Origin of the sequence: Sediminispirochaeta smaragdinae DSM 11293 (assembly GCF_000143985.1) — a bacterium.
Taxonomy (GTDB): domain Bacteria; phylum Spirochaetota; class Spirochaetia; order DSM-16054; family Sediminispirochaetaceae; genus Sediminispirochaeta; species Sediminispirochaeta smaragdinae.
On sequence record NC_014364.1, the window covers coordinates 3,628,521 to 3,646,771 of the forward strand.

Genomic DNA, 18,251 nt, shown 5'->3' on the forward strand with positions numbered 1-18,251 from the left:
AATTATCCTCTCTTCACTTCTTCCCACAGGGCTGCGAGTTTCTTTTCTATTTTTTCGGTGCAGGGCGGATCCTCAATCATCGTAACATCGCGGAGCGTATCCGGATACTTCGGCGTAGTCGCGTCGATGATCAGTTTTTGTCCGACCCCCGGCGGATTAGAACAGGGATCGAGGGGCATCCCCGGAGTATTAGCAATTATGGTAACATCCTTATCCGCACGCACGCGGGCGGATAGCGCCCACATAACCTGCGTAAGATTGAAAGGATCGATATCGCCGTCAACCACGATGATATTCTTTGCATATGATATGCCGTGAGGTGTCGTAGCCAAACGCATCGCGACCGTTTTAGCGAAGCCGGCGAACCGCAGGTCGGTTGAGATGATTATGGAAAGCCCATGCTGATAAATGGCGTTTACGCTGCGGACTTCCGGAAATTCCGACTGTAATTGTTTATACAGCGGAACCGAAGTCCACAGACCGATCAACGTATCGTGTTCCGTCCACGGACGGCCGATGAACAAGTTTTCGAAAATAGGATTCTTTCGATGGGTTACACGGCGTATTTTTATTCGTATCTGATCTCTAACTCCCGAATAACTTCCCGGGAATTCGCCGAAAGGTCCTTCGCAAAATCGTTTACGAGGTATAACCTCCCCTTCCAATACGTACTCTGCCCAGGCCGGAATGTTCAACCGATACCCTATTGCAGGTGTCACTTCAAAAGGCGTGCCGGTAATTACGGAGGCGGTTTTATATTCGGACTGATCGTAGGCCAGCGGGGTTGCGGCCATGGTGGAAAGGAGGGGCGGGTTGCCAACGCAGATTGCGACCGGTAACGGTTCGTTCCGCTCTTCCGCCGTTTTCAGATGTCGCGCCAGATCATGAAAGGCAAGGGCCTGCATTCCTACGGTATCCGCCCCCTGGATCATGACCCGGTACATCCCTACATTTTCCTTTTCGATATTATCGGGATCGTCGGGGTCACGGGAGATTATGCATGCCTTGGATAAATAGAAGCCGCCGTCGTACTGATTGATTCTGAACAAAGGCATAATCTTGTACAGATTAATATCCTTGTCTACCACGACTTCCTGGCAGGCGGCGTTCGAAACAGTTTTGATTGTTCCCTTCTTAGCCGTATTCCATAGTTCATCGACACGGAAAAATTGATCGCGAATACTTGCGGACTTTTCCATCCCCAGTAGCAGGGCATGGTTGGCCCAGGAACCGTGAACATTTCCTGCAACCTGATACCCTTTATATCCGGCAATATTGTTCAGCAGTATCGCCGGACCGGCGTCCCCCATATTGGCGGCGGCTCGTAAATAGGTTCGTATTCCGGGTTCGGGAATGGTCTTTTCGCGCACTTCAATCAACTGCTGGTTGCGTTTCAGATCTTCCAGATAATCCCGTAAACTCTGATGTAGCATTTTTCCCCTCTGTGTGATTTTTGCATCAACCTTACGGTCTCTCCTCGAAATAAGCAATTCAGATGTAGGCACACATATATTCCATAAATGAATACATTGTCCGCATGTCACGGTATTTATTCAGCTATGGAATATAACTTGTTCAAAATCGGAATTGCTTGTTTAAAAAAACTGAGCTTACAATGTCCAAGTGCCGCAAGTGATGCGATATCGATCCCCCCCCTACCTGCAAGAGTGGACCGGCTTCATGATTGATATCGAATATCGTTACCCCAAATAAACAAAGGAGAGGGAAATGAGAAATCGAAAGTTTCAATGTATGCTTTGTGCTGCAGCCTTGATTTTCTTGAATGTATTTGCTTTTTCGGAAGGATCGAAAGAAGGTGATTCAGGACAAGCGAAAGACGGAACCTATATGCTCGAGATCTATACCTTCCAAAACGGTACATCAACCTATGTGCAGGGAGTGGCCCTTGCCGACCTGATTAACCAGAACAGTACCTGGCTACACGCTTCAGCGATGGAGTCCCCGGGACCGAATGAGACCGCACGGCTTTTATTGTCCGACCCGGAAAAGCAGACTCATGCCATCGGATACGTCATTATTCAGGATGTGCTGCTGGGGCTACCCCCCTTCGATGGTCCGAATGAGGATCTCCGGGGAATAGCTTCCTACGGGCTCGTTTCGAATTGCTTTATTACCAATAATCCCTCGATAAAAACACTTCGGGATTTGGAAGGAAAAAAGGTCGGTCTGGGAACGAAACCGAATATGCCACGAGTCGATATTCCATTGAAAACATTTGAAATAATGGGAATCGACGTGAAGTCCGAGTATCTTACGTTCGGTGCTGCGGTCGAAGCCCTGGTTAATCATAAGATCGACGCTTTAATCGGAGGCGGTTTCGCGAGGAATCCGGATGCTACCGACTGGGCTCCGAATCCCGCTTTGGCAGAATTGATGGCTCGGGATACGATAAATTATATCTCCTTCGAAAAAAAGTCGCTTCTGGAAGCAAAAAAGTTCCTGGGCCATGAACTGATGCCCGGGGTATTAACGATTCCAGCCGGAAAATACGATCCCGAGTTTAACAAACCTATTACGCTTATGGCCGATTATCTGGGCTGGTCCTGTCATAAAAACTTACCTGACAGAGTAGTGAAGGAGATCCTCCGCATCATGATGGCCAATACGTCGAAGTTCGCGGACTATTTGCCCACAGGCGCGTATATTACCCCGGAAACGATGGCCATGCTCGATACTCCGGAATATATCCATCCCGCTGCGGAAGAATTCTACAGGGAGAACGCTATTCCAATTCGACAACGCCAGTAAACGGCGATTGAGCCATTAAGTTTTTCGGCTGAAAACCTTTTTCAGCCGGAACGAAGAAGGAGTAACTATGGATAATACAGTCGAGACCTGCGGGACCGGATTTTCCGCAACCTATACCGGTCGGATAAAAATAGTTATCACGGCAGTCGGAATCGCAATGGTAGCTATTCACATGGCCGTCTCACAATGGCTATTTGTAAGTACCGAGGCCTTTCTCACTTTACACTTAGGGTTCGCTCTGCTTCTGGTTTTTCTATCGAACATGGCAAAAAAGGAGCGGAAAAAAAGCAGAGACGTAATTTTTTCCCTCGCGATCATAGGAACAGTTATTTGTGTAGTATACATCATCGCTTCCATTGATTCTCTACGAATGAATGCATGGTTTAATTCCACCCCCGATCTGATAATCGGCGTGCTGTTGCTGGTACTTGCATTCTATGCTGCGGTAATGGAATACGGGTGGTTTATTCCCGGCATAGTTCTCGTGTCTATACTTTATCCGTTCATGGGGCGCTATTTGCCCGAACCGTTCACTACCTTTTCCCTGCCGATTAAGAAAGTAATCTCGAATATGTCGATAGGATTAAAATCGGGATTGTACGATTCGACCCTGACAATATCGTCAAATTACATATTTTTGTTTTGTGTATTCGGAGGGCTGATAGAGGCGACAGGGGTCCAACAGTTCTTCTCTGAATTTGGGAAGATGACCGTCGGACGTTTCAAATCGGGGCCAGCCTTGATGGCTTCTATCAATTGCGCTCTTGTGGGAACCATCGTGGGGAGCGCGGTGGCAAACGTAACCATTACGGGGCCTTATACGATCCCTTCAATGAAGAAAGCCGGCTATACTCCGGAGCAGGCCGCGGCGATCGATTCTGTCGCTTCGAACGGAGGACAAATCCTGCCGCCGGTGATGGGGATTATGGCTTTCGCCATGGCGGGATTTTCAGGAATTCCTTATTGGCAGATATGCAAAATGGCCCTTGTTCCGGCCTTGATCTATTATTTTATATTGGTTCTCTATTGTCAGCTCCATGCTTTGAAAAATCCGGTTTTACGTAATCGGGTAATTGAAAAAATGGCTGTGGATAAACAAATCGTCCGTATCAAAGGTGCCGCCTTCATTATTCCTCTGGCGGTAATAATCATACTGTTTGCCAAGGGTTTCAGCTGCATGAATGTGGCTTTCTGGACAATCCTCACGATTCTGGCCGTTAGCGCTGTGCAGCCGCGTGAACATCGTCCCCGATTTAAGAACATTATGTTCGGTTTTGTGGAAGGTGCCATTTCCGGAGCGAAAATTGCATGTATCTGCGCGATAATTGGGTGTCTTGTCACCTCCTTCACATCAAGCGGACTAGCTATTAAGCTAACCTCCGGAATCGATCTCTGGAGCCACGGCAGCCTGTTGTTGGCACTACTGATCCTGTGGGTTGGTGTTATCATCGCCGGGATGGTCGGAGTATCGGTGGCAGCCTATCTGACGGCTGCGGCGTTTGCAGTTCCGGTTCTACAGAAATTGGGGGTTCCTTTCGAGATCGCCCACTTTTTCATCTCCTACCCGGCGGCATTCACTCTTTTGACCCCACCGGTTGCACTGGTATCCCTAGTGGCGGCCCAAATCGCGAACGCGAATTATAAAAAGACGGCGATAGAATCATGTAAAATCGCAGTTACAGCGTTTTTCCTGCCGTTTCTTTTCGTCTATGCGCCGTCGTTGCTGCTTATCGGGGATCCGCTGTCCTTCGGTTTCTGGGCAGACATTCTGATCATCTTCTTCGGCGCGGTTGCAATGGAGATTGCCTTCGTCGGGTACCTCGGCAGTGATTTGCGCATGATTGAATCGGTATGCGTCTTTGTCGCTTCTCTTTTCATGCTGATATATCCGATTGTGAGAATACCGGCCTTCGCCTTCGGAGGTCTCATTGCAGCGGTAGTTTTATTGGGTATTCATCTCGTACGTTCCTCGGCTGGCCGCAGCAGTAAGGAGCGGTTGATATGACGTACAGAGAAAACACGATAATCGCTTACCGACATGGAATGCCGCTATGGACGCCCAACGTTATTGTCGATTGCAATGTCACACTTCAATCTTCAGTGAATGAGCGCTACGAAGGGCAGACATCGGGGAGTGACGAGTTTGGAGTGCAGTATACCTTTATTCCGCAAGTGGGAGCGCCTATCGTAACACCGGGAACGGAAATCCTTACCGACATAAGCGCATGGAAAAAACAAATACGGTTTCCCGATGTTGACTCGTACGATTGGGAAGCGGGCAGCTCCAGGGATACGGCCAACTGGGATCGGGAAAAGTTTTCCGTGGTACAGCTGTTCAACGGTCCCTTTGAACGGCTTCACGCGCTGATGGGGTTCGAGAATGCTCTGATTGCCCTGCTCGAATACCCTTCCGATGTTTTCGAGTTCTTTGAAGCCTTTACCGAGTATCGTATCAAAATGTACAAGAAGATCGCGCAGTATTATAAGCCTGATTCGATTATGGTCTTTGACGATTACGGAGCGGATCATTCGATGCTCCTCTCTCCCGACTGTTGGCGCACGCTGATTAAGCCTCATATTAAGAAGGCGATCGATACCGTGCATGATCTGGGGATATTCTATACGCTCCATTCCTGCGGCTTTATCCGGCCGATTTTCAAGGATATCGTCGAAATGGGAGCGGACGCGATACATCCCATGCAATATGTAAACGATGCCCCGGCCTTAAAAAAAGAATACGGAAGGCATATCACCTTCACCGGCGGATTCGATAATATCGGTATCCTCGATAATCCCGGAGCAGAACCCGAGGATATCCGCAAAGAGGTAAGACGGGTCTTACAGGAACTCGCGGCTGACGGCAGTTATGTCGCCTGGCAGACAGTTCTTTCGAAAGAAGCGAGAAAGATCTTTCTGGATGAAATCATGCAGCACAGTGCGCCCAAGATGACCACGGCAGGAATCGAGCCGCCGGATTGGACGACGTTAATACAATAAGGGGAACAACAATGAAAATGCTCATTAACGGCAGGAAGGTGGATGCCCGCGACGGCAGAACCGTCGAGGTCTGCAATCCCGTAACGAACGAACGTATCGATACCATCCCATTGGCAACGAAGGACGATATAGAAGAAGCGTTGGCGTGTTCGAAAACAGGTCTTGAGAAATGGCGCGAGGTGCCGCTCAAAGAAAAAGAGAAGATATATGAACGATTCTTTGTGCTTCTGAAGAAACATAAAAGAACAATTATCGAAACCTTGATGCGGGAAAGTGGCAGCAGTATTCGCAACGGATTATTCCAGTTTCAGGCAATCCCGGATCTGTTCCGCGGATATCTTGAGACCGCAAAACGCTATGACGGGAAGGTTCTGGTTCCAGGTACGGAGAACGGCCACGACGGAAAGACGGAGAACGATCTGCAACTTGTCGTGCACGAACCTATAGGAACCGTATTGGCCATCGTACCATTCAATGCTCCTCTTATGCTTTTTGCCTACAAGGTGGCACCGGCTTTATCGGCGGGTAACTCGGTAATCGTTAAGCCGCCGACGAGTAACCCTCTGGCGTTGTTGAAAATGGTCGAACTTATGTGGGAAGCGGGGATTCCGGGCGATGTACTGCAGGTTATTACCGGCAACGGGTCGCTGATCGGAGAATATTTAGTGAACGACCCTCGCATCAATGCAGTAACGTTGACCGGCAGTACGGAAGTAGGCATCGATATAGCCACCAGTATGGCGAAAAGACTGTCGCCTTGTGCGTTGGAATTGGGAGGAAACGATCCTTTCATCGTATTACCCGACACGGATATAGAGAAAGCGGCGAAGGAAGCGGTCGCCTGGCGGATGAACTCCGCGGGGCAAGTTTGCATTTCGCCTAAGCGTTTCATCGTTCATAACAGCGTTCTGGAAAAATTCACGCAGGTTGCGCTGGAAGCGGTGAAAACCATCGTTATGGGTTTCGACATGGACATAGCCCATGAGCTTGATCTCTACATCGAAAAAGACTTTTCAGAGCTTGAGCCCGGAAAGAAGATGGTGATGAACAGCTTGATCTCTGAGAAGGCGGCAACGATGGTCGAACAGCAGGTGCGTATGACAATCGATCAAGGAGCGAAACTGCTTTGGGGGGGAGGAAGGCACGGATCTTTCTTCGAGCCGACCGTCCTGGGCAGCGTTACCAAGGATATGGATGTGGCCAGAGATATGGAGATATTCGGTCCGGTCATGCCGATAATCGGTTTCGATTCTATTGATGAAGCTATAGAGATAGCCAACGCCAGCCAATTCGGTTTATCCGGCTGCGTCATGACAAACGATTGGCAGTTGGGTATGCGGGTAGCCCGAAAAGTTGAATCCGGGAATGTGGTTATTAACGGGACCGGAACATACCGAAATATGATGCAGCCCTTCGGAGGGTACAAGATGAGCGGGCTGGGACGGGAAGGTTTTATTACCCTCGGAGAGATGGTGCAAGAGAAGACTATTATTTTTAAAGGTTTCTTAAGTCCGTAATTGGAACAATTTACATACATAGTAATGGAGGTTACAGATGGATATTCAGAGTTTTTCCGTCAAACAAGATGTGTCGTTCGGGGTCGGATTAATTGAAAAACTCGGCGACTACGTGAAGAAGATGGGGGGGACCAAGGTGCTCCTTGTTACGGATCCCGGGCTTGTGAAAGCCGGACTAACGGAACGCGTCGAAGGCATTCTCAACAAAGCGGGAATCCCCTATGTGACGTTCAGCGAAGTGGAGCCCGATCCCGGCTGCTGGGTCGTGGAAAAAGCCGTGAAATGTATGACCAGTGAGAAAGCAGACCTCGTCGTCGCTTTCGGCGGGGGCAGTGCAATGGATACGGCAAAGAGCGCGGCCCTGGTCGGGTACAGCGGAAAACGGATTCATGATTACTGGGGATATTATTTACCTGTAGAGCACGATACGGTCCCGGTCATCGCCATACCCACGACGGCGGGAACCGGTAGCGAGGTAACGCGAAATACCGTTATTACGGACGAAAATAAATATAAGATGGTCATTCTCAATGATAACATGTTGCCTCAATGCGCCTTGCTCGACCCGGAGCTGATCACCACCCTGCCGGTATCCGTCGCCGCGGCCACAGGACTGGACGCCTTGATCCATGCCGTCGAGTGCTATCTGAGCGACCTCGCAACCCCCTTCTCCGATGCCGTCGCGGAAAAAGCCATGGAATTGATCGGTCCCGCCCTACCCCGGTTCGTGGCCAACAGAAAGGATATCCAAGCGGCGTCCGACATGCTCATGGGAAGTACACTGGCCGGGATAACGCTATCCCTCTGCCTTCCGAATCAGGCGCATGCCTTATCACATCCCCTCACCGGATATTATCATATCCCGCACGGACTGGCGAACGCCATGCTGTTCCCCACAACCATGGAATACAACGCATTGGCGGACCGGGGGAAGTATAAGAAGATTTATAATCGTCTCCGGTGCGAGTATCCTTATACGGATAATTTTGAGCCCTCAATGTTGATCGAGTATCTGAAGAAACTGAACGAAGACTTGGGGCTCCCGCGGAACCTGGGAGAAATGGGCGTAACCGACGAATTTATGGAGGAGATGTTGACCGACGCACAGAAAACGAAAATATGGGAGCACTGCCCCCGTTCAACCGATGTAGAGCAGATGCGAATGCTGTACGAAAAGGCGATAACCCGATAGCCTGCGGCGAGCTAAGGGAATGTAATGGCGGGACGATGATACATAAAACCGTTGTCGCCGGCCGGGCGGTTATCGAGTTCACGCTGTTCCAGATAGGGGAGGACCTTCTGCTCGTCATCGCAGGAGGGCAAACTCCCCATATCGGCGCGGTAACGCTAAGTCTCCCGCGCAAAAGCCTGACGGATGACGGAAGTACCTCTTCTTCCACTTCCGTACTGGCGGTACCGGCTCACAAAGACGATGAGATCGCTCGATCGGTTTCAGCGCATATCTCTTCACGTTTGAACAGGAACGTAGTCGTCGCCTGCGGAATCCATATAGACCATGCGTCCTCCGGTGAGATCGAGAGGATAATAGGGGCGGTAGATACCGTCATTGCTGAGATTATAGGGACAATTGGTTCTTAGAATTTGCCGACAAGCTTTCAAGTGCGAAGGATACAAACTTGGAACAGCCGTGAGAAAGCGTTTCGTCCGGAGCTACAATCGATAAGGTAAGAGTCGGGTGATCAGCCAGGGTGGTTATTCCTATCTCCTTGTCGGAAAAATATTCTGCGACCCGACGCATTAATAGAGAGACTCCCGAACCGCTTTTGACAAGCGATTTTATTGTGTCCAAGCGGACGTCAGAATGCTGTGTATGGGGAACGAAGCCGGCATCCATGCATTGTTTTATGCAGAAATCGTGCAACAGCGTATCCGCGCTGAGAAGTATGAAGTTTTCATCGGCTGCATCAGACAGCCGTATGTTCTTTTCCTTCGTAAGCGGATGTTTCATACTGGCTACGAGAACAAGTTCGTCGTTAACGATAGGAAAGGTTCTATACTGTTGATCAATCTTCGCCGAATCGACGCCTGTCCGTATAATCGCAAGATCGGTCTCCCTATTCTCCAACGTTTTCAGGACATAGTAGGTATCCTTTTCCTGGATGTCGACCTGGAATGCCGGGTACTTTTCCCTGAAGGATTCGATTACTTCGGTTATCCTATACTGGTTCATAACGGGGATTGAAGTTATCCGGATACGATCCTTTTTCCGATCGGAATAATCGCGTAATGATGCGATCAGCTTGTCATATTCTTTGACTATTTTCTCAGCATGGATCGACAGCTCAAGCCCTGCCTGAGTAAGGCTTATCTTTCTTGTGGTGCGGTCGAAAAGTGTCACATAGAGTTCGCATTCAAGAGATTTGATATGTTTGGAGAGCGATGACTGGGAAATATAAGACTCGTCGGCCGCAACAGAGAAATTCATATATTTCTTAACAGCTAAGAAAAGTCGGAGTTGCTGTATTGTCATTGAGAGCTCCTTTTCCTGTAACTAGCAATATTATCGTATTATAGAATGGTTTGACCTATCTGCAAAGAAAATGTAAGCATGCTGACGCTAACCATTGCGTTTGAAGCAGAAGGGAATCGCCAGTGACATGATATGGCTCCGTTTCCTAAAGCGCCATGAAGCCCAATACAACAGGAAGCTCTCCTTTAAAGACGAACCCTTTCCGGAAGAGTCGGAGCCCTTCGGACTAAGTGCATTCGATTTCTATGCCAGCCGACTGAGCCGCCTCCTTCGGAGAGCCGGAAAGAAAGAGAAGATTTACTTCACAGGATTGCGGAGGCAGAGAAGGATCCGCAACAAGGGAACTTTCTATATGCAGATTCAGCATTCAAGGCTCTACGGGAAGAGGTCTTTGAGACCGAATAATAGAGCACTCCCCAGAAAGATATACAAAACATCCCGTGACAATACAGACTGGCTTGAATATGCTGAAGATGATCTTTACACAGCAAAGTTACTTGTCGAAAGCCATAAACCGCTCTTCGAGGTTATAGCCTAGCACTATCAGCAATCAGCAGAAAAGGCTCTCAAGGCCTTACTAATTGACACGGGACCGCCCCTAATCACTTAACCTGTAGTTTTTTGGAGACATGCCCACCGCTCCTTTAAAGTATTTTCCAAAAAACGATTGTGAAGGGAAATTAAGTTCGTCGCTTATCTGCTGGATGGTCAGGTCGGTGGATTTCAAAAGGGCCTGTGCATCGTGAATGACATACTCTCGAATCCAGTCCATAGGGGACTTACCACTGCTATCCAGAATAACTTTAGACAAATATTTTGGGCTTAAGCACAATCTATCCGCATAATAATTCAGGCCTCTCTCTTTCTTATAATCTGTTCGTACTTGCTGCAAGAAACTATCAAAAATCAGTTTTGACCTCGATATTGTCTTTTCCTTATTCTTCATTTGTTTCAAATGGAAGCCGTACCCTAACCCGTAAAAAAAGGCAATCGTAAGATGCCTTGCAATATGTATAAGATATGGATTGTCCGCATATCGCATGGTATTCTTTATCATCTCATAATAACCAATGAGCGACTGCAATGTTTCCTCAGTAAGGGGAATGTAGGGAGTTTCTCTGACAGAAAGCCATAATGGAATTTTCTCTTCAAGATTTAGACTATCAAGAAACTTCCCGGACATGATAATAAAAAGCGCAGAGAAGTCATCACTTATTTCTTTAAACTGCAAAATGCTGTCCTGCGGCAAAATGATAAGGCAGGGAGCTTTTGTTTCATTTATTCTCAGGTTAACAGTTCCTTTCGTGTTACCTTTGCGACATATAACAACAGAGGTAACATCTACTTTAACAGGATGATGTAAAACCGACGGAACCACCGCTTGCTCAAATAACATCAAATCATCACCAAGAGCGTGTATCTCTATATCCTTTATCGCTTCCTGCCAATTAAACGGAAGAATATTCTTTTTCATCATGTCCCCCCCGAATGTTATTATAGCAGGAAAAAGATAAAAAAGACCAATATTAAGGAATAATATACTATAAAATTTTTATAAATAAGTGCAATAGACCAATATATGCGAATTATTGAACTGTTAGAAGTATTTCGATGCTGTAATACTTATACTGTAATTAGTTCCATACTATGGAGGATAACGGTGAAGATAGAAAATCCAAAGGTTACATTGGCCGATGAATCAAGAATAGGTGTAAAAGAAGATGTCCGTTCAGGATTTCTGGATTGGTTATTCCAGTTTTCTGTAACAGGAGATGACGGAGAACTCTATTCCGTTGGTGGTTCCATCTTGTCACTTGAGGTTGAAAAACTTGATGTCATTAGTCTTAATTGGACGAAAGGCAAGGGGTATATCGAGCAATTGCCCAATTCGATCTATAAGCTCGGCAGGTTTCCCGGCATGCAGTTTGAACGCTTGTTGAGAAAGCCAAAGGGAACGCTGAAGATCCAGCAGGAAGAGCACAGGGTAGTTGTTACATGCGGAGAAGAATACCGGGTGGAATGTTATGAAGATAATTCATGGCATTTGATGGTCGACTCGAAAGATGGAGTCTATAAAGCCGACTTATACCATACCCCACACGGTTATCCTTTGTGGTATGGAAGAGAAAAACCTTCATACCTGACACAGCACTCCATCACCTATGGGTATAACTGGGCAGGTGATGTTGAAGGGACCCTATATCTGGAAGGGAAAAAGGTGAACGTCAAGGGATTGGGCATTCGGGAACGCTACGTGGCCGTTGATTCTTCTGCCGCAGAACTTGGCGGATGGGAAGACTGGGGCTGGTTTGCCTTTAATGAGATTCATTCCTCGTTATACGATATGCGCCTCGGTATGAAAGATTTTTCCATTTACGATTTACAGGAACAGAAACACTATCCTGAAGGGGATATGACCATAGAACATGAAGATTGGGCTTTTATGCGCGAACTCGATGGATTCATTCCCTCCGTTTATAAAATAAAAATAGAAGTTGAAGACGGGATCTACGAAGTGAAAGCGCATGTGTGCAACGCTACACCATGGGGAGTTACCTATAAGGTTCCCGACAATCCGGTGGCAACATTGACATTCGATATGGTCGAAGGCCGTTTTACCTACAGCAATGGAACGGAAAAAGAATTGACTGGAGGACGGGGCACCATTTCGATTCGCCAGTGGCATGCCTATCCCAATATTCTTCCGAGGGAACTTTATAGCGATGAGACTCAAGAGGGAGAAAAATTCGAGACCCTTTAACACAACGAAACGGTGAAAATCTTATAAGCAGCGACTGGGAGTTGTAGTGCAGTCCTTGCTACTACGCAACAGTAGACTTTTGGAATGAGGCGACTCCCAGTCCTTTTACTTGTTTTCCATGAAGAAGCAAAGAACCATTTACAGGAGAAAAATATGCAATTTCAGAACAAGGTTATAGTAGTAACAGGCGCCGGTGGAGGAGTAGGAGAACAGCTGGTTCTTCAACTCCTTGAAAAAGGAGCATCGGTAGCGGCAGTGGATATCAATCTCGAAGCTCTTGAAAAAACCAAAAACAAGACACATGAACCGGAAAGAGTTTCAATCCATCAAACAGATATTACAGATAAAAAGGGAGTTAGCACATTAGCAAAAGAAGTGAAGCATATTCACGGACATATTGATGGACTGATTAACAACGCAGGGATAATTCAGGATTTCATCACGATTTTTGATCTGAACGATAGTACGGTAGACCGACTGATGAATATCAATTTCTACGGTATGCTGAACATGACCAGAGCCTTTATTCCCTATCTGGCAGAACAACCGGAGGCATTTATCGGTAATGTTTCCAGCATGGGCGGATTTCTTCCGGTTCCCGGACAAGCCATGTACGGGGCATCAAAGGCCGCAGTAAAGATTGCCACCGAAGGTTTGAGATTGGAACTAAGTAAGACAAATATCCAGGTATCCCTCATCATACCTGGTGGAATAGAAACCGATATAAAGAAGAATTCTGGTCTTAAGAATTCGGAGATTAAGGAAGAAGACAAGAAGACAGCGGGAATAAAACTTACATCACCGTATAAGGCTTCCGAAATAATCATTAAGGGAATTGGTAAAAGTAAAGCAAAGATACTGGTCGGGTCTGATTGCAAAGTAATGGATTTTCTTTACCGATTTATGCCGATCCGGGCGGGAAAAATAATAAGCAAAGTCATGTCAAAAAATCATGGCGGCATATTCAGTGATACTGATAAACTGGTAAAAAGGTAACCGGTAAAACTACAGGACGCGAAGACTCTGCAAAGAGAATGTGGAACTGCGAAATTCGAAATGCCCCTTAGAAGGTCGAGGAGAAGCGCTAAGCTAAGATACTTCTACAGCCTGCTGAAAATGATAAGCAATAATTCGATGATATCGTTGATGCAGAATAAGTATTCTCTGCGTAAAGAATCCATTCAGTGGTGGCCGTATGTATTATACTGCCACTCCCTTTTTGGCTATTATATGTTCTAAGGGATTTTCGTTCATTTCAGGAACTACAGTACAGATATCAACATCGCTGTCAGTCTCATTGTCACCCCTGGCTTGTGAACCCAAAAGGGAAAAGATTAAAATTTCCTCTCGCAAAACTCCGCGCTTCGGCAGATCAGCCTCTTAGGCCTCCGCAGCTCCTCTACCTTTACCGAACTGCGAAGCCCGCCGAAATCAGATCAGCCACGACACGTTACTCTACACATTCAGCAATCTCTCTATTCGTTTTTTTTATCACACCTATCCATTCTCTATCCGGCTCGAAAACTACGTAAGTGCCGGGATCACAGTATGTGGTTTTCAGGTAGTTTTCGTGTAGTTTCCAGGTAGTTTTCGGATTTAGTTTGGGTTCCATTTTCTTTTTCATAGCGGTATTTTTTAACCAGTATCGATTTAGATAATTTTTTATGGATATAGATATATGCACCTTCCTAACACGGAATCTAATTCATGCGATTCAAATGTACTGTATAATTTCTTTTTACATAATCCTTTAGCATGTCTGATGCTCTCTTCTACCGGAAAAATTCTTGCCATCAATATCAAAGCATCCGAAGATCTGGGGTACGACCTTAATGAAATAATCGGCAAACCTTTGGAGATACTAATCAATGATGCAGAACATGTACTAAAACAGGATGATAGCAATGAATTAACAAAAGAGATTAATATCAGAGCTAACAATAACACCCTTTATCCGGTGGAATATACCACGTTTCAAAGTGGAAAAAGCAAGATACTGATCTTTAGGAGAAGGACCAATCGTGTCAATCGCCTTTATGATCAACAAAAGGTTCAGTTTTCCGCCCAGCTCGGTTCCTGGGACTATGATAGAAAAACCCGGAGCTTTGATTGGTCTGAGGAAACATATCGCATCTTCGGAAAAGACCCATCACGGTTTATTCCAAATCGTGAGAACGTCATCGAGTGCGTGCATCCTGATGATAGACGTTTTGTAAACAGGGTCTTAGATGAGACCGCTCGCCTTCCAGAACTCAAATACAGGATTATCCACGGGATCACCGGCCAGGAACGTTGGGTATACCAGAAGCATTGGCATATCGATAATACAAAGAACGCCGGCGACACGACATTGACAGGGGTTATCCAAGATATTACCGCCAGCGAAACGCTGCTAAAAGAATATGCAAAATTCTACCATGCCGTTAAATTCGCAAGGAATCCCCTTATTATTACAGACAAAAAGGGACGAATAACCTTTCTGAATCAACAATGTGAAAAGATCTACGGATATGATTTAACAGAGCTACAAGAAAAATCGATATGGATTCTGAATGGTGAAAAAGAAGTTTACCTTGATAACGGATATTCGGAAACACAATATGAAAAGCTTTTTGCAGAAATGAAAAGAGATCTATTCATCCCTCAAATAGGCTGCTGGGAAGGGGAATTAATAAACAAAACAAGAGATGGAGAAATACGATGGGTTCGTTCACTTATTCATACACTACGCGATAAAAAAGGGAAAATAGAAGCCTTTGTTTTCACCAGCTTTGATATCACCGAAGAACGCAAACAAGAAGAACATGTAAGAATCGAGATTTATGATGCGATAGCAAGTGTAGCAGAACACCGCGACAACGAAACCGGAAAACACATGAAGCGTATCGGAGAATTCTCATATCTGATCGCAAAAAAGTTGGGGAAATCAAGACGCTTTTCTGATGATATGAGAATTTTTGCGCCAATGCATGATATTGGAAAAGTTGGAATAGCTGATGAAATTCTAATGGCACCCCGTCTATTGACAAAGGAAGAATTCGAAATCATGAAGACACACACCACCATAGGCTACGATATTTTAAAAGGGCGCTCCAAGCTGGAGATGGCTGCCGAGATTGCGGAAAATCATCATGAAAAATATGACGGCACAGGATATCCAAAAGGTATTTCGGGGAAAGGAATTCCTCTTTCCGCCAGAATATGCAGCATAGTCGATGTATATGACGCCCTCCGCAGCAAAAGGCCTTATAAAGAAGCATTTTCCGAAGAGAAGACGTTTGAAATAATTGCAAAGGGTTCTGGAACACATTTTGATCCTCTCCTGGTAAAGCTGCTATTTGCCAGCCGAAGCAGCCTCAATACCGTTTTCAACGAACTGAAAGATTAAATATTCATAAGGAAAAGAAAAATGAAGAAGAAAAAAACCAGCATAATAGTACCATTCTTAGCCTTAACATTGGCAATCCTTGTTGCTCTCCTCATGGGAATGATTCAATGGATTCATGTCTCTTTTCGAAATGAGATCATCCGGAGCAAATTGACGCTTGGGTCGACAGTCACAACAGATATTGCTCGATCGATTGAGACAGTTTTCAAGAATCAGATAGTGATTGCGAAGATGCTCTCTTCGCAGCCGAGCATCGTTGATCTTTGCCAAAACCCAGATAATCAGAATCTCTATGAAAGGGTTCTAAAGAATTTTAAGAATACGTACGATACGTCTGACGGATATGAAAATGTCTTTATTGTCAGATACGGAAGCGATTCCATTACGCTCCATTTGGATAAAGAATATTCCATTCCCAATGGGGGGATTCTCATAAGCTCCGCGGGGAATAAGGATCTCGGAGCAGGTGCCGATAAGGATTGGTCGACTGAAATAAAAAAAGGAAGCGATTTCTACATCGGCAAGCCCTATCGCAGCTTGGTAAGCGGCGCCCCTGTCTTCGTTCTTACCGTACCTGTCAAGGCAGAGGGAGAGGTGATAGGTGCGGTGGGGCTTGCAACCAGGCTTTCATTCATCACCGATCAATTTATCAAACAAGAAGGTTTCGCAAAAGACGAATATATCTTTATGTTTGACGACAGAGGTTACCTTTTATCACACCCGGAAGATACCTTGGTCCTGAGCGAAAAGGGACGAGAATCCATAGCGCCGATATCAGAAAAAGCCCACAATAAAATCCTTCAATTTAAAGAATTGAATGGCGATTCCCTAAATTACTATTTCGGAAGTCAGGTGAATCTCAACACAAGCAATCATACAGTATGGTATCTATTTTACCGGGAACCTGAGCACATTATGATGGCTTCGATAAAAAAAATTACGACCTCCTCTTTCCTCATACTATTTGCATCCATACTTATAATTTCTGGCGCCATAGTCACCACAACCAGACATATAATCCTCAATCCCCTAACCACAATAAAAAAAGAGCTGGAGGGAATTTCGAAAGGCGGCGGAGATCTTACCGCAAAAATACGAATCGACAAGAATAATGAGATAGGTGAAATCGCATCTGCCTTTAATGCTTTCACCGATACCCTTCTCGAAATGATAAACAAAATAAAACATTCGGTGGCGGTACACAGTACAATGCGCGATCGCCTTGCAGCCTCGACCGAAGAAACATCGGCATCTGTCAACCAGATCATGAGCAATATCAATTCCATAAAAACGATGATGGACAAACTACTCCACCAATCAAATGAGGCAAGCAACTCCACCAAGGCAATCAACGATACGATTGCCGGCTTAACAGGCTTAGCCGGGACACAATCATCTGCGGTGCAGCAATCCACTGCCGCGGTTGAGGAAATGATAAGCGCCCTGAAAAATACAGCCAAGATAACAACACGACAGAAAACGATGGCAGACAATCTCATGAAAGGTGCGGAAGAAAGTAGCGAAGTGCTTGAAGAGGCTTACAATTCGATCGTAAAGGTAAACACCAATATCGATTCGATCATGGAAATGACCAGTGTCATTGACGACATATCGAGTCAGACAAACCTTCTGGCAATGAATGCCGCCATAGAAGCTGCACATGCCGGTGAGTCGGGAAAGGGCTTTGCCGTTGTAGCAGATGAGATTCGAAAGCTCGCAGAGCATTCCAGTACATCATCCAGCAGAATAACGCTGGAAGTCAAAACGATTATCGAACAAATTCAGCTCTCCGCACACAACTTCGATTCACTTAAGCAATCAATCGATGAAATTGTAAAAGAGATAAAAAGTACGGCAGATGCTTTTTCCGAAATTAATACAAGTACCGTCGAGATGTCGTCCGGAAGCGATCAAATCCTGCAGGCAATGGCGTCCCTTTCCGATACCTCCGTAGAACTCACAGAAGCTGCAGAAAATATGCAAAACCAAACAACAACAGTATCTGAAGATATCAAGTCGGTACTTCAGCTTACACAATCCAGCAATTTAGCAGTTGAAGAAATTTCCGTGGGAAGCAGAGAAATCCTTACTGCAATGAACAATATAACCGATGATGTTCAGAATTTGGGAGAAACGACACAAGAGCTTTCGGAAAGGGTTAGTAATTTCAAAACGGAAGGGGACGTTGTATAGTGCGTCAAAATTCTCAATACGTTTGATAGCGATAGTGCATATTGATGAGAAAAATTTGCCAGGAACAAATCATAAAGAACCAGATTCTTCCGTTCTCATTTCTATAAGACTTGACAGCTCCCCTCATCCTATACA

At 45.8% G+C, this 18,251-nt stretch carries 15 protein-coding genes; 11 read left to right on the forward strand and 4 right to left on the reverse strand.

From position 1 onward, the window contains the following. Window positions 1-2: 2 nt before the first annotated feature. Window positions 3-1,433 (reverse strand): non-oxidative hydroxyarylic acid decarboxylases subunit C, encoded by a 1,431-nt coding sequence (locus tag SPIRS_RS17040; protein ID WP_013255927.1) that lies wholly within the window; start codon window positions 1,431-1,433, stop codon window positions 3-5. Window positions 1,434-1,728: 295 nt separating this feature from the next. Between SPIRS_RS17040 and SPIRS_RS17045 the strand changes: the two genes are divergently transcribed. The 6 genes from SPIRS_RS17045 (at window position 1,729) to lpdD (ending at window position 8,882) form a co-directional block, all read left to right on the forward strand. Beyond that, entirely contained in the window at window positions 1,729-2,769 is a 1,041-nt protein-coding gene (locus SPIRS_RS17045) for a TAXI family TRAP transporter solute-binding subunit (protein WP_013255928.1), read from the forward strand. Window positions 2,770-2,836: 67 nt separating this feature from the next. Continuing rightward, entirely contained in the window at window positions 2,837-4,774 is a 1,938-nt protein-coding gene (locus SPIRS_RS17050) for a TRAP transporter permease (protein ID WP_013255929.1), read from the forward strand. Beyond that, window positions 4,771-5,766 (forward strand): uroporphyrinogen decarboxylase family protein, encoded by a 996-nt coding sequence (locus SPIRS_RS21890; protein WP_013255930.1) that lies wholly within the window; start codon window positions 4,771-4,773, stop codon window positions 5,764-5,766. The genes SPIRS_RS17050 and SPIRS_RS21890 overlap by 4 nt, the downstream gene beginning before the upstream one ends. An 11-nt stretch (window positions 5,767-5,777) precedes the next feature. Beyond that, window positions 5,778-7,283 (forward strand): aldehyde dehydrogenase family protein, encoded by a 1,506-nt coding sequence (locus SPIRS_RS17060; RefSeq protein WP_013255931.1) that lies wholly within the window; start codon window positions 5,778-5,780, stop codon window positions 7,281-7,283. Between the two features lie 37 nt (window positions 7,284-7,320). After that, complete coding sequence (locus SPIRS_RS17065; RefSeq protein WP_013255932.1) at window positions 7,321-8,475, forward strand: iron-containing alcohol dehydrogenase; 1,155 nt, start codon at window positions 7,321-7,323, stop codon at window positions 8,473-8,475. Between the two features lie 35 nt (window positions 8,476-8,510). Beyond that, a complete protein-coding gene (lpdD, locus tag SPIRS_RS17070; protein ID WP_013255933.1) occupies window positions 8,511-8,882 on the forward strand; it encodes a prenylated flavin chaperone LpdD in 372 nt (123 codons plus the stop codon). Here the strand turns inward: lpdD and SPIRS_RS17075 are convergent. Further along, window positions 8,860-9,774 (reverse strand): LysR family transcriptional regulator, encoded by a 915-nt coding sequence (locus SPIRS_RS17075; protein WP_013255934.1) that lies wholly within the window; start codon window positions 9,772-9,774, stop codon window positions 8,860-8,862. The genes lpdD and SPIRS_RS17075 overlap by 23 nt on opposite strands. 100 nt (window positions 9,775-9,874) lie before the next feature. Between SPIRS_RS17075 and SPIRS_RS22605 the strand changes: the two genes are divergently transcribed. After that, window positions 9,875-10,312 carry a hypothetical protein gene (locus SPIRS_RS22605; RefSeq protein WP_216086397.1) on the forward strand — a complete coding sequence of 146 codons (438 nt, stop codon included), beginning with the start codon at window positions 9,875-9,877 and terminating at the stop codon, window positions 10,310-10,312. Window positions 10,313-10,372: 60 nt separating this feature from the next. On the opposite strand, the gene SPIRS_RS17085 is transcribed toward SPIRS_RS22605, so the two are convergent. After that, on the reverse strand, window positions 10,373-11,251 hold the full coding sequence (locus tag SPIRS_RS17085; protein ID WP_013255936.1) for a helix-turn-helix domain-containing protein: 879 nt from the start codon (window positions 11,249-11,251) through the stop codon (window positions 10,373-10,375). A gap of 183 nt (window positions 11,252-11,434) precedes the next feature. Here SPIRS_RS17085 and SPIRS_RS17090 point away from each other — a divergent pair, with 183 nt between their 5' ends. After that, window positions 11,435-12,535 (forward strand): hypothetical protein, encoded by a 1,101-nt coding sequence (locus SPIRS_RS17090; RefSeq protein ID WP_013255937.1) that lies wholly within the window; start codon window positions 11,435-11,437, stop codon window positions 12,533-12,535. Between the two features lie 153 nt (window positions 12,536-12,688). Continuing rightward, a complete protein-coding gene (locus SPIRS_RS17095; protein ID WP_013255938.1) occupies window positions 12,689-13,531 on the forward strand; it encodes an SDR family NAD(P)-dependent oxidoreductase in 843 nt (280 codons plus the stop codon). A 204-nt stretch (window positions 13,532-13,735) separates the two neighbouring features. Here the strand turns inward: SPIRS_RS17095 and SPIRS_RS22920 are convergent, their stop codons facing one another. Further along, window positions 13,736-13,888 carry a nucleotidyltransferase domain-containing protein gene (locus tag SPIRS_RS22920; protein WP_171814782.1) on the reverse strand — a complete coding sequence of 51 codons (153 nt, stop codon included), beginning with the start codon at window positions 13,886-13,888 and terminating at the stop codon, window positions 13,736-13,738. A gap of 325 nt (window positions 13,889-14,213) precedes the next feature. On the opposite strand from SPIRS_RS22920, the gene SPIRS_RS17105 reads away from it, so the two are divergent. Together SPIRS_RS17105 and SPIRS_RS17110 are read left to right on the forward strand one after the other, a co-directional pair. Then, a complete protein-coding gene (locus SPIRS_RS17105) occupies window positions 14,214-15,923 on the forward strand; it encodes an HD domain-containing phosphohydrolase (RefSeq protein WP_013255939.1) in 1,710 nt (569 codons plus the stop codon). Window positions 15,924-15,944: 21 nt separating this feature from the next. Continuing rightward, complete coding sequence (locus tag SPIRS_RS17110; protein ID WP_013255940.1) at window positions 15,945-18,116, forward strand: methyl-accepting chemotaxis protein; 2,172 nt, start codon at window positions 15,945-15,947, stop codon at window positions 18,114-18,116. The last annotated feature ends 135 nt before the right edge of the window (window positions 18,117-18,251 follow it).

Coding starts and splice junctions, on each gene's coding strand:
- SPIRS_RS17095 (WP_013255938.1), top strand. CDS start 12,689: ATGCAATTTCAGAACAAGGTTATAGTAGTAACAGGCGCCGGTGGAGGA.
- SPIRS_RS17075 (WP_013255934.1), bottom strand. CDS start 9,774: ATGACAATACAGCAACTCCGACTTTTCTTAGCTGTTAAGAAATATATG.
- SPIRS_RS17110 (WP_013255940.1), top strand. CDS start 15,945: ATGAAGAAGAAAAAAACCAGCATAATAGTACCATTCTTAGCCTTAACA.
- SPIRS_RS21890 (WP_013255930.1), top strand. CDS start 4,771: ATGACGTACAGAGAAAACACGATAATCGCTTACCGACATGGAATGCCG.
- SPIRS_RS17065 (WP_013255932.1), top strand. CDS start 7,321: ATGGATATTCAGAGTTTTTCCGTCAAACAAGATGTGTCGTTCGGGGTC.
- SPIRS_RS17060 (WP_013255931.1), top strand. CDS start 5,778: ATGAAAATGCTCATTAACGGCAGGAAGGTGGATGCCCGCGACGGCAGA.
- SPIRS_RS17040 (WP_013255927.1), bottom strand. CDS start 1,433: ATGCTACATCAGAGTTTACGGGATTATCTGGAAGATCTGAAACGCAAC.
- SPIRS_RS17085 (WP_013255936.1), bottom strand. CDS start 11,251: ATGATGAAAAAGAATATTCTTCCGTTTAATTGGCAGGAAGCGATAAAG.
- SPIRS_RS17050 (WP_013255929.1), top strand. CDS start 2,837: ATGGATAATACAGTCGAGACCTGCGGGACCGGATTTTCCGCAACCTAT.
- lpdD (WP_013255933.1), top strand. CDS start 8,511: ATGATACATAAAACCGTTGTCGCCGGCCGGGCGGTTATCGAGTTCACG.
- SPIRS_RS17045 (WP_013255928.1), top strand. CDS start 1,729: ATGAGAAATCGAAAGTTTCAATGTATGCTTTGTGCTGCAGCCTTGATT.
- SPIRS_RS17105 (WP_013255939.1), top strand. CDS start 14,214: ATGCACCTTCCTAACACGGAATCTAATTCATGCGATTCAAATGTACTG.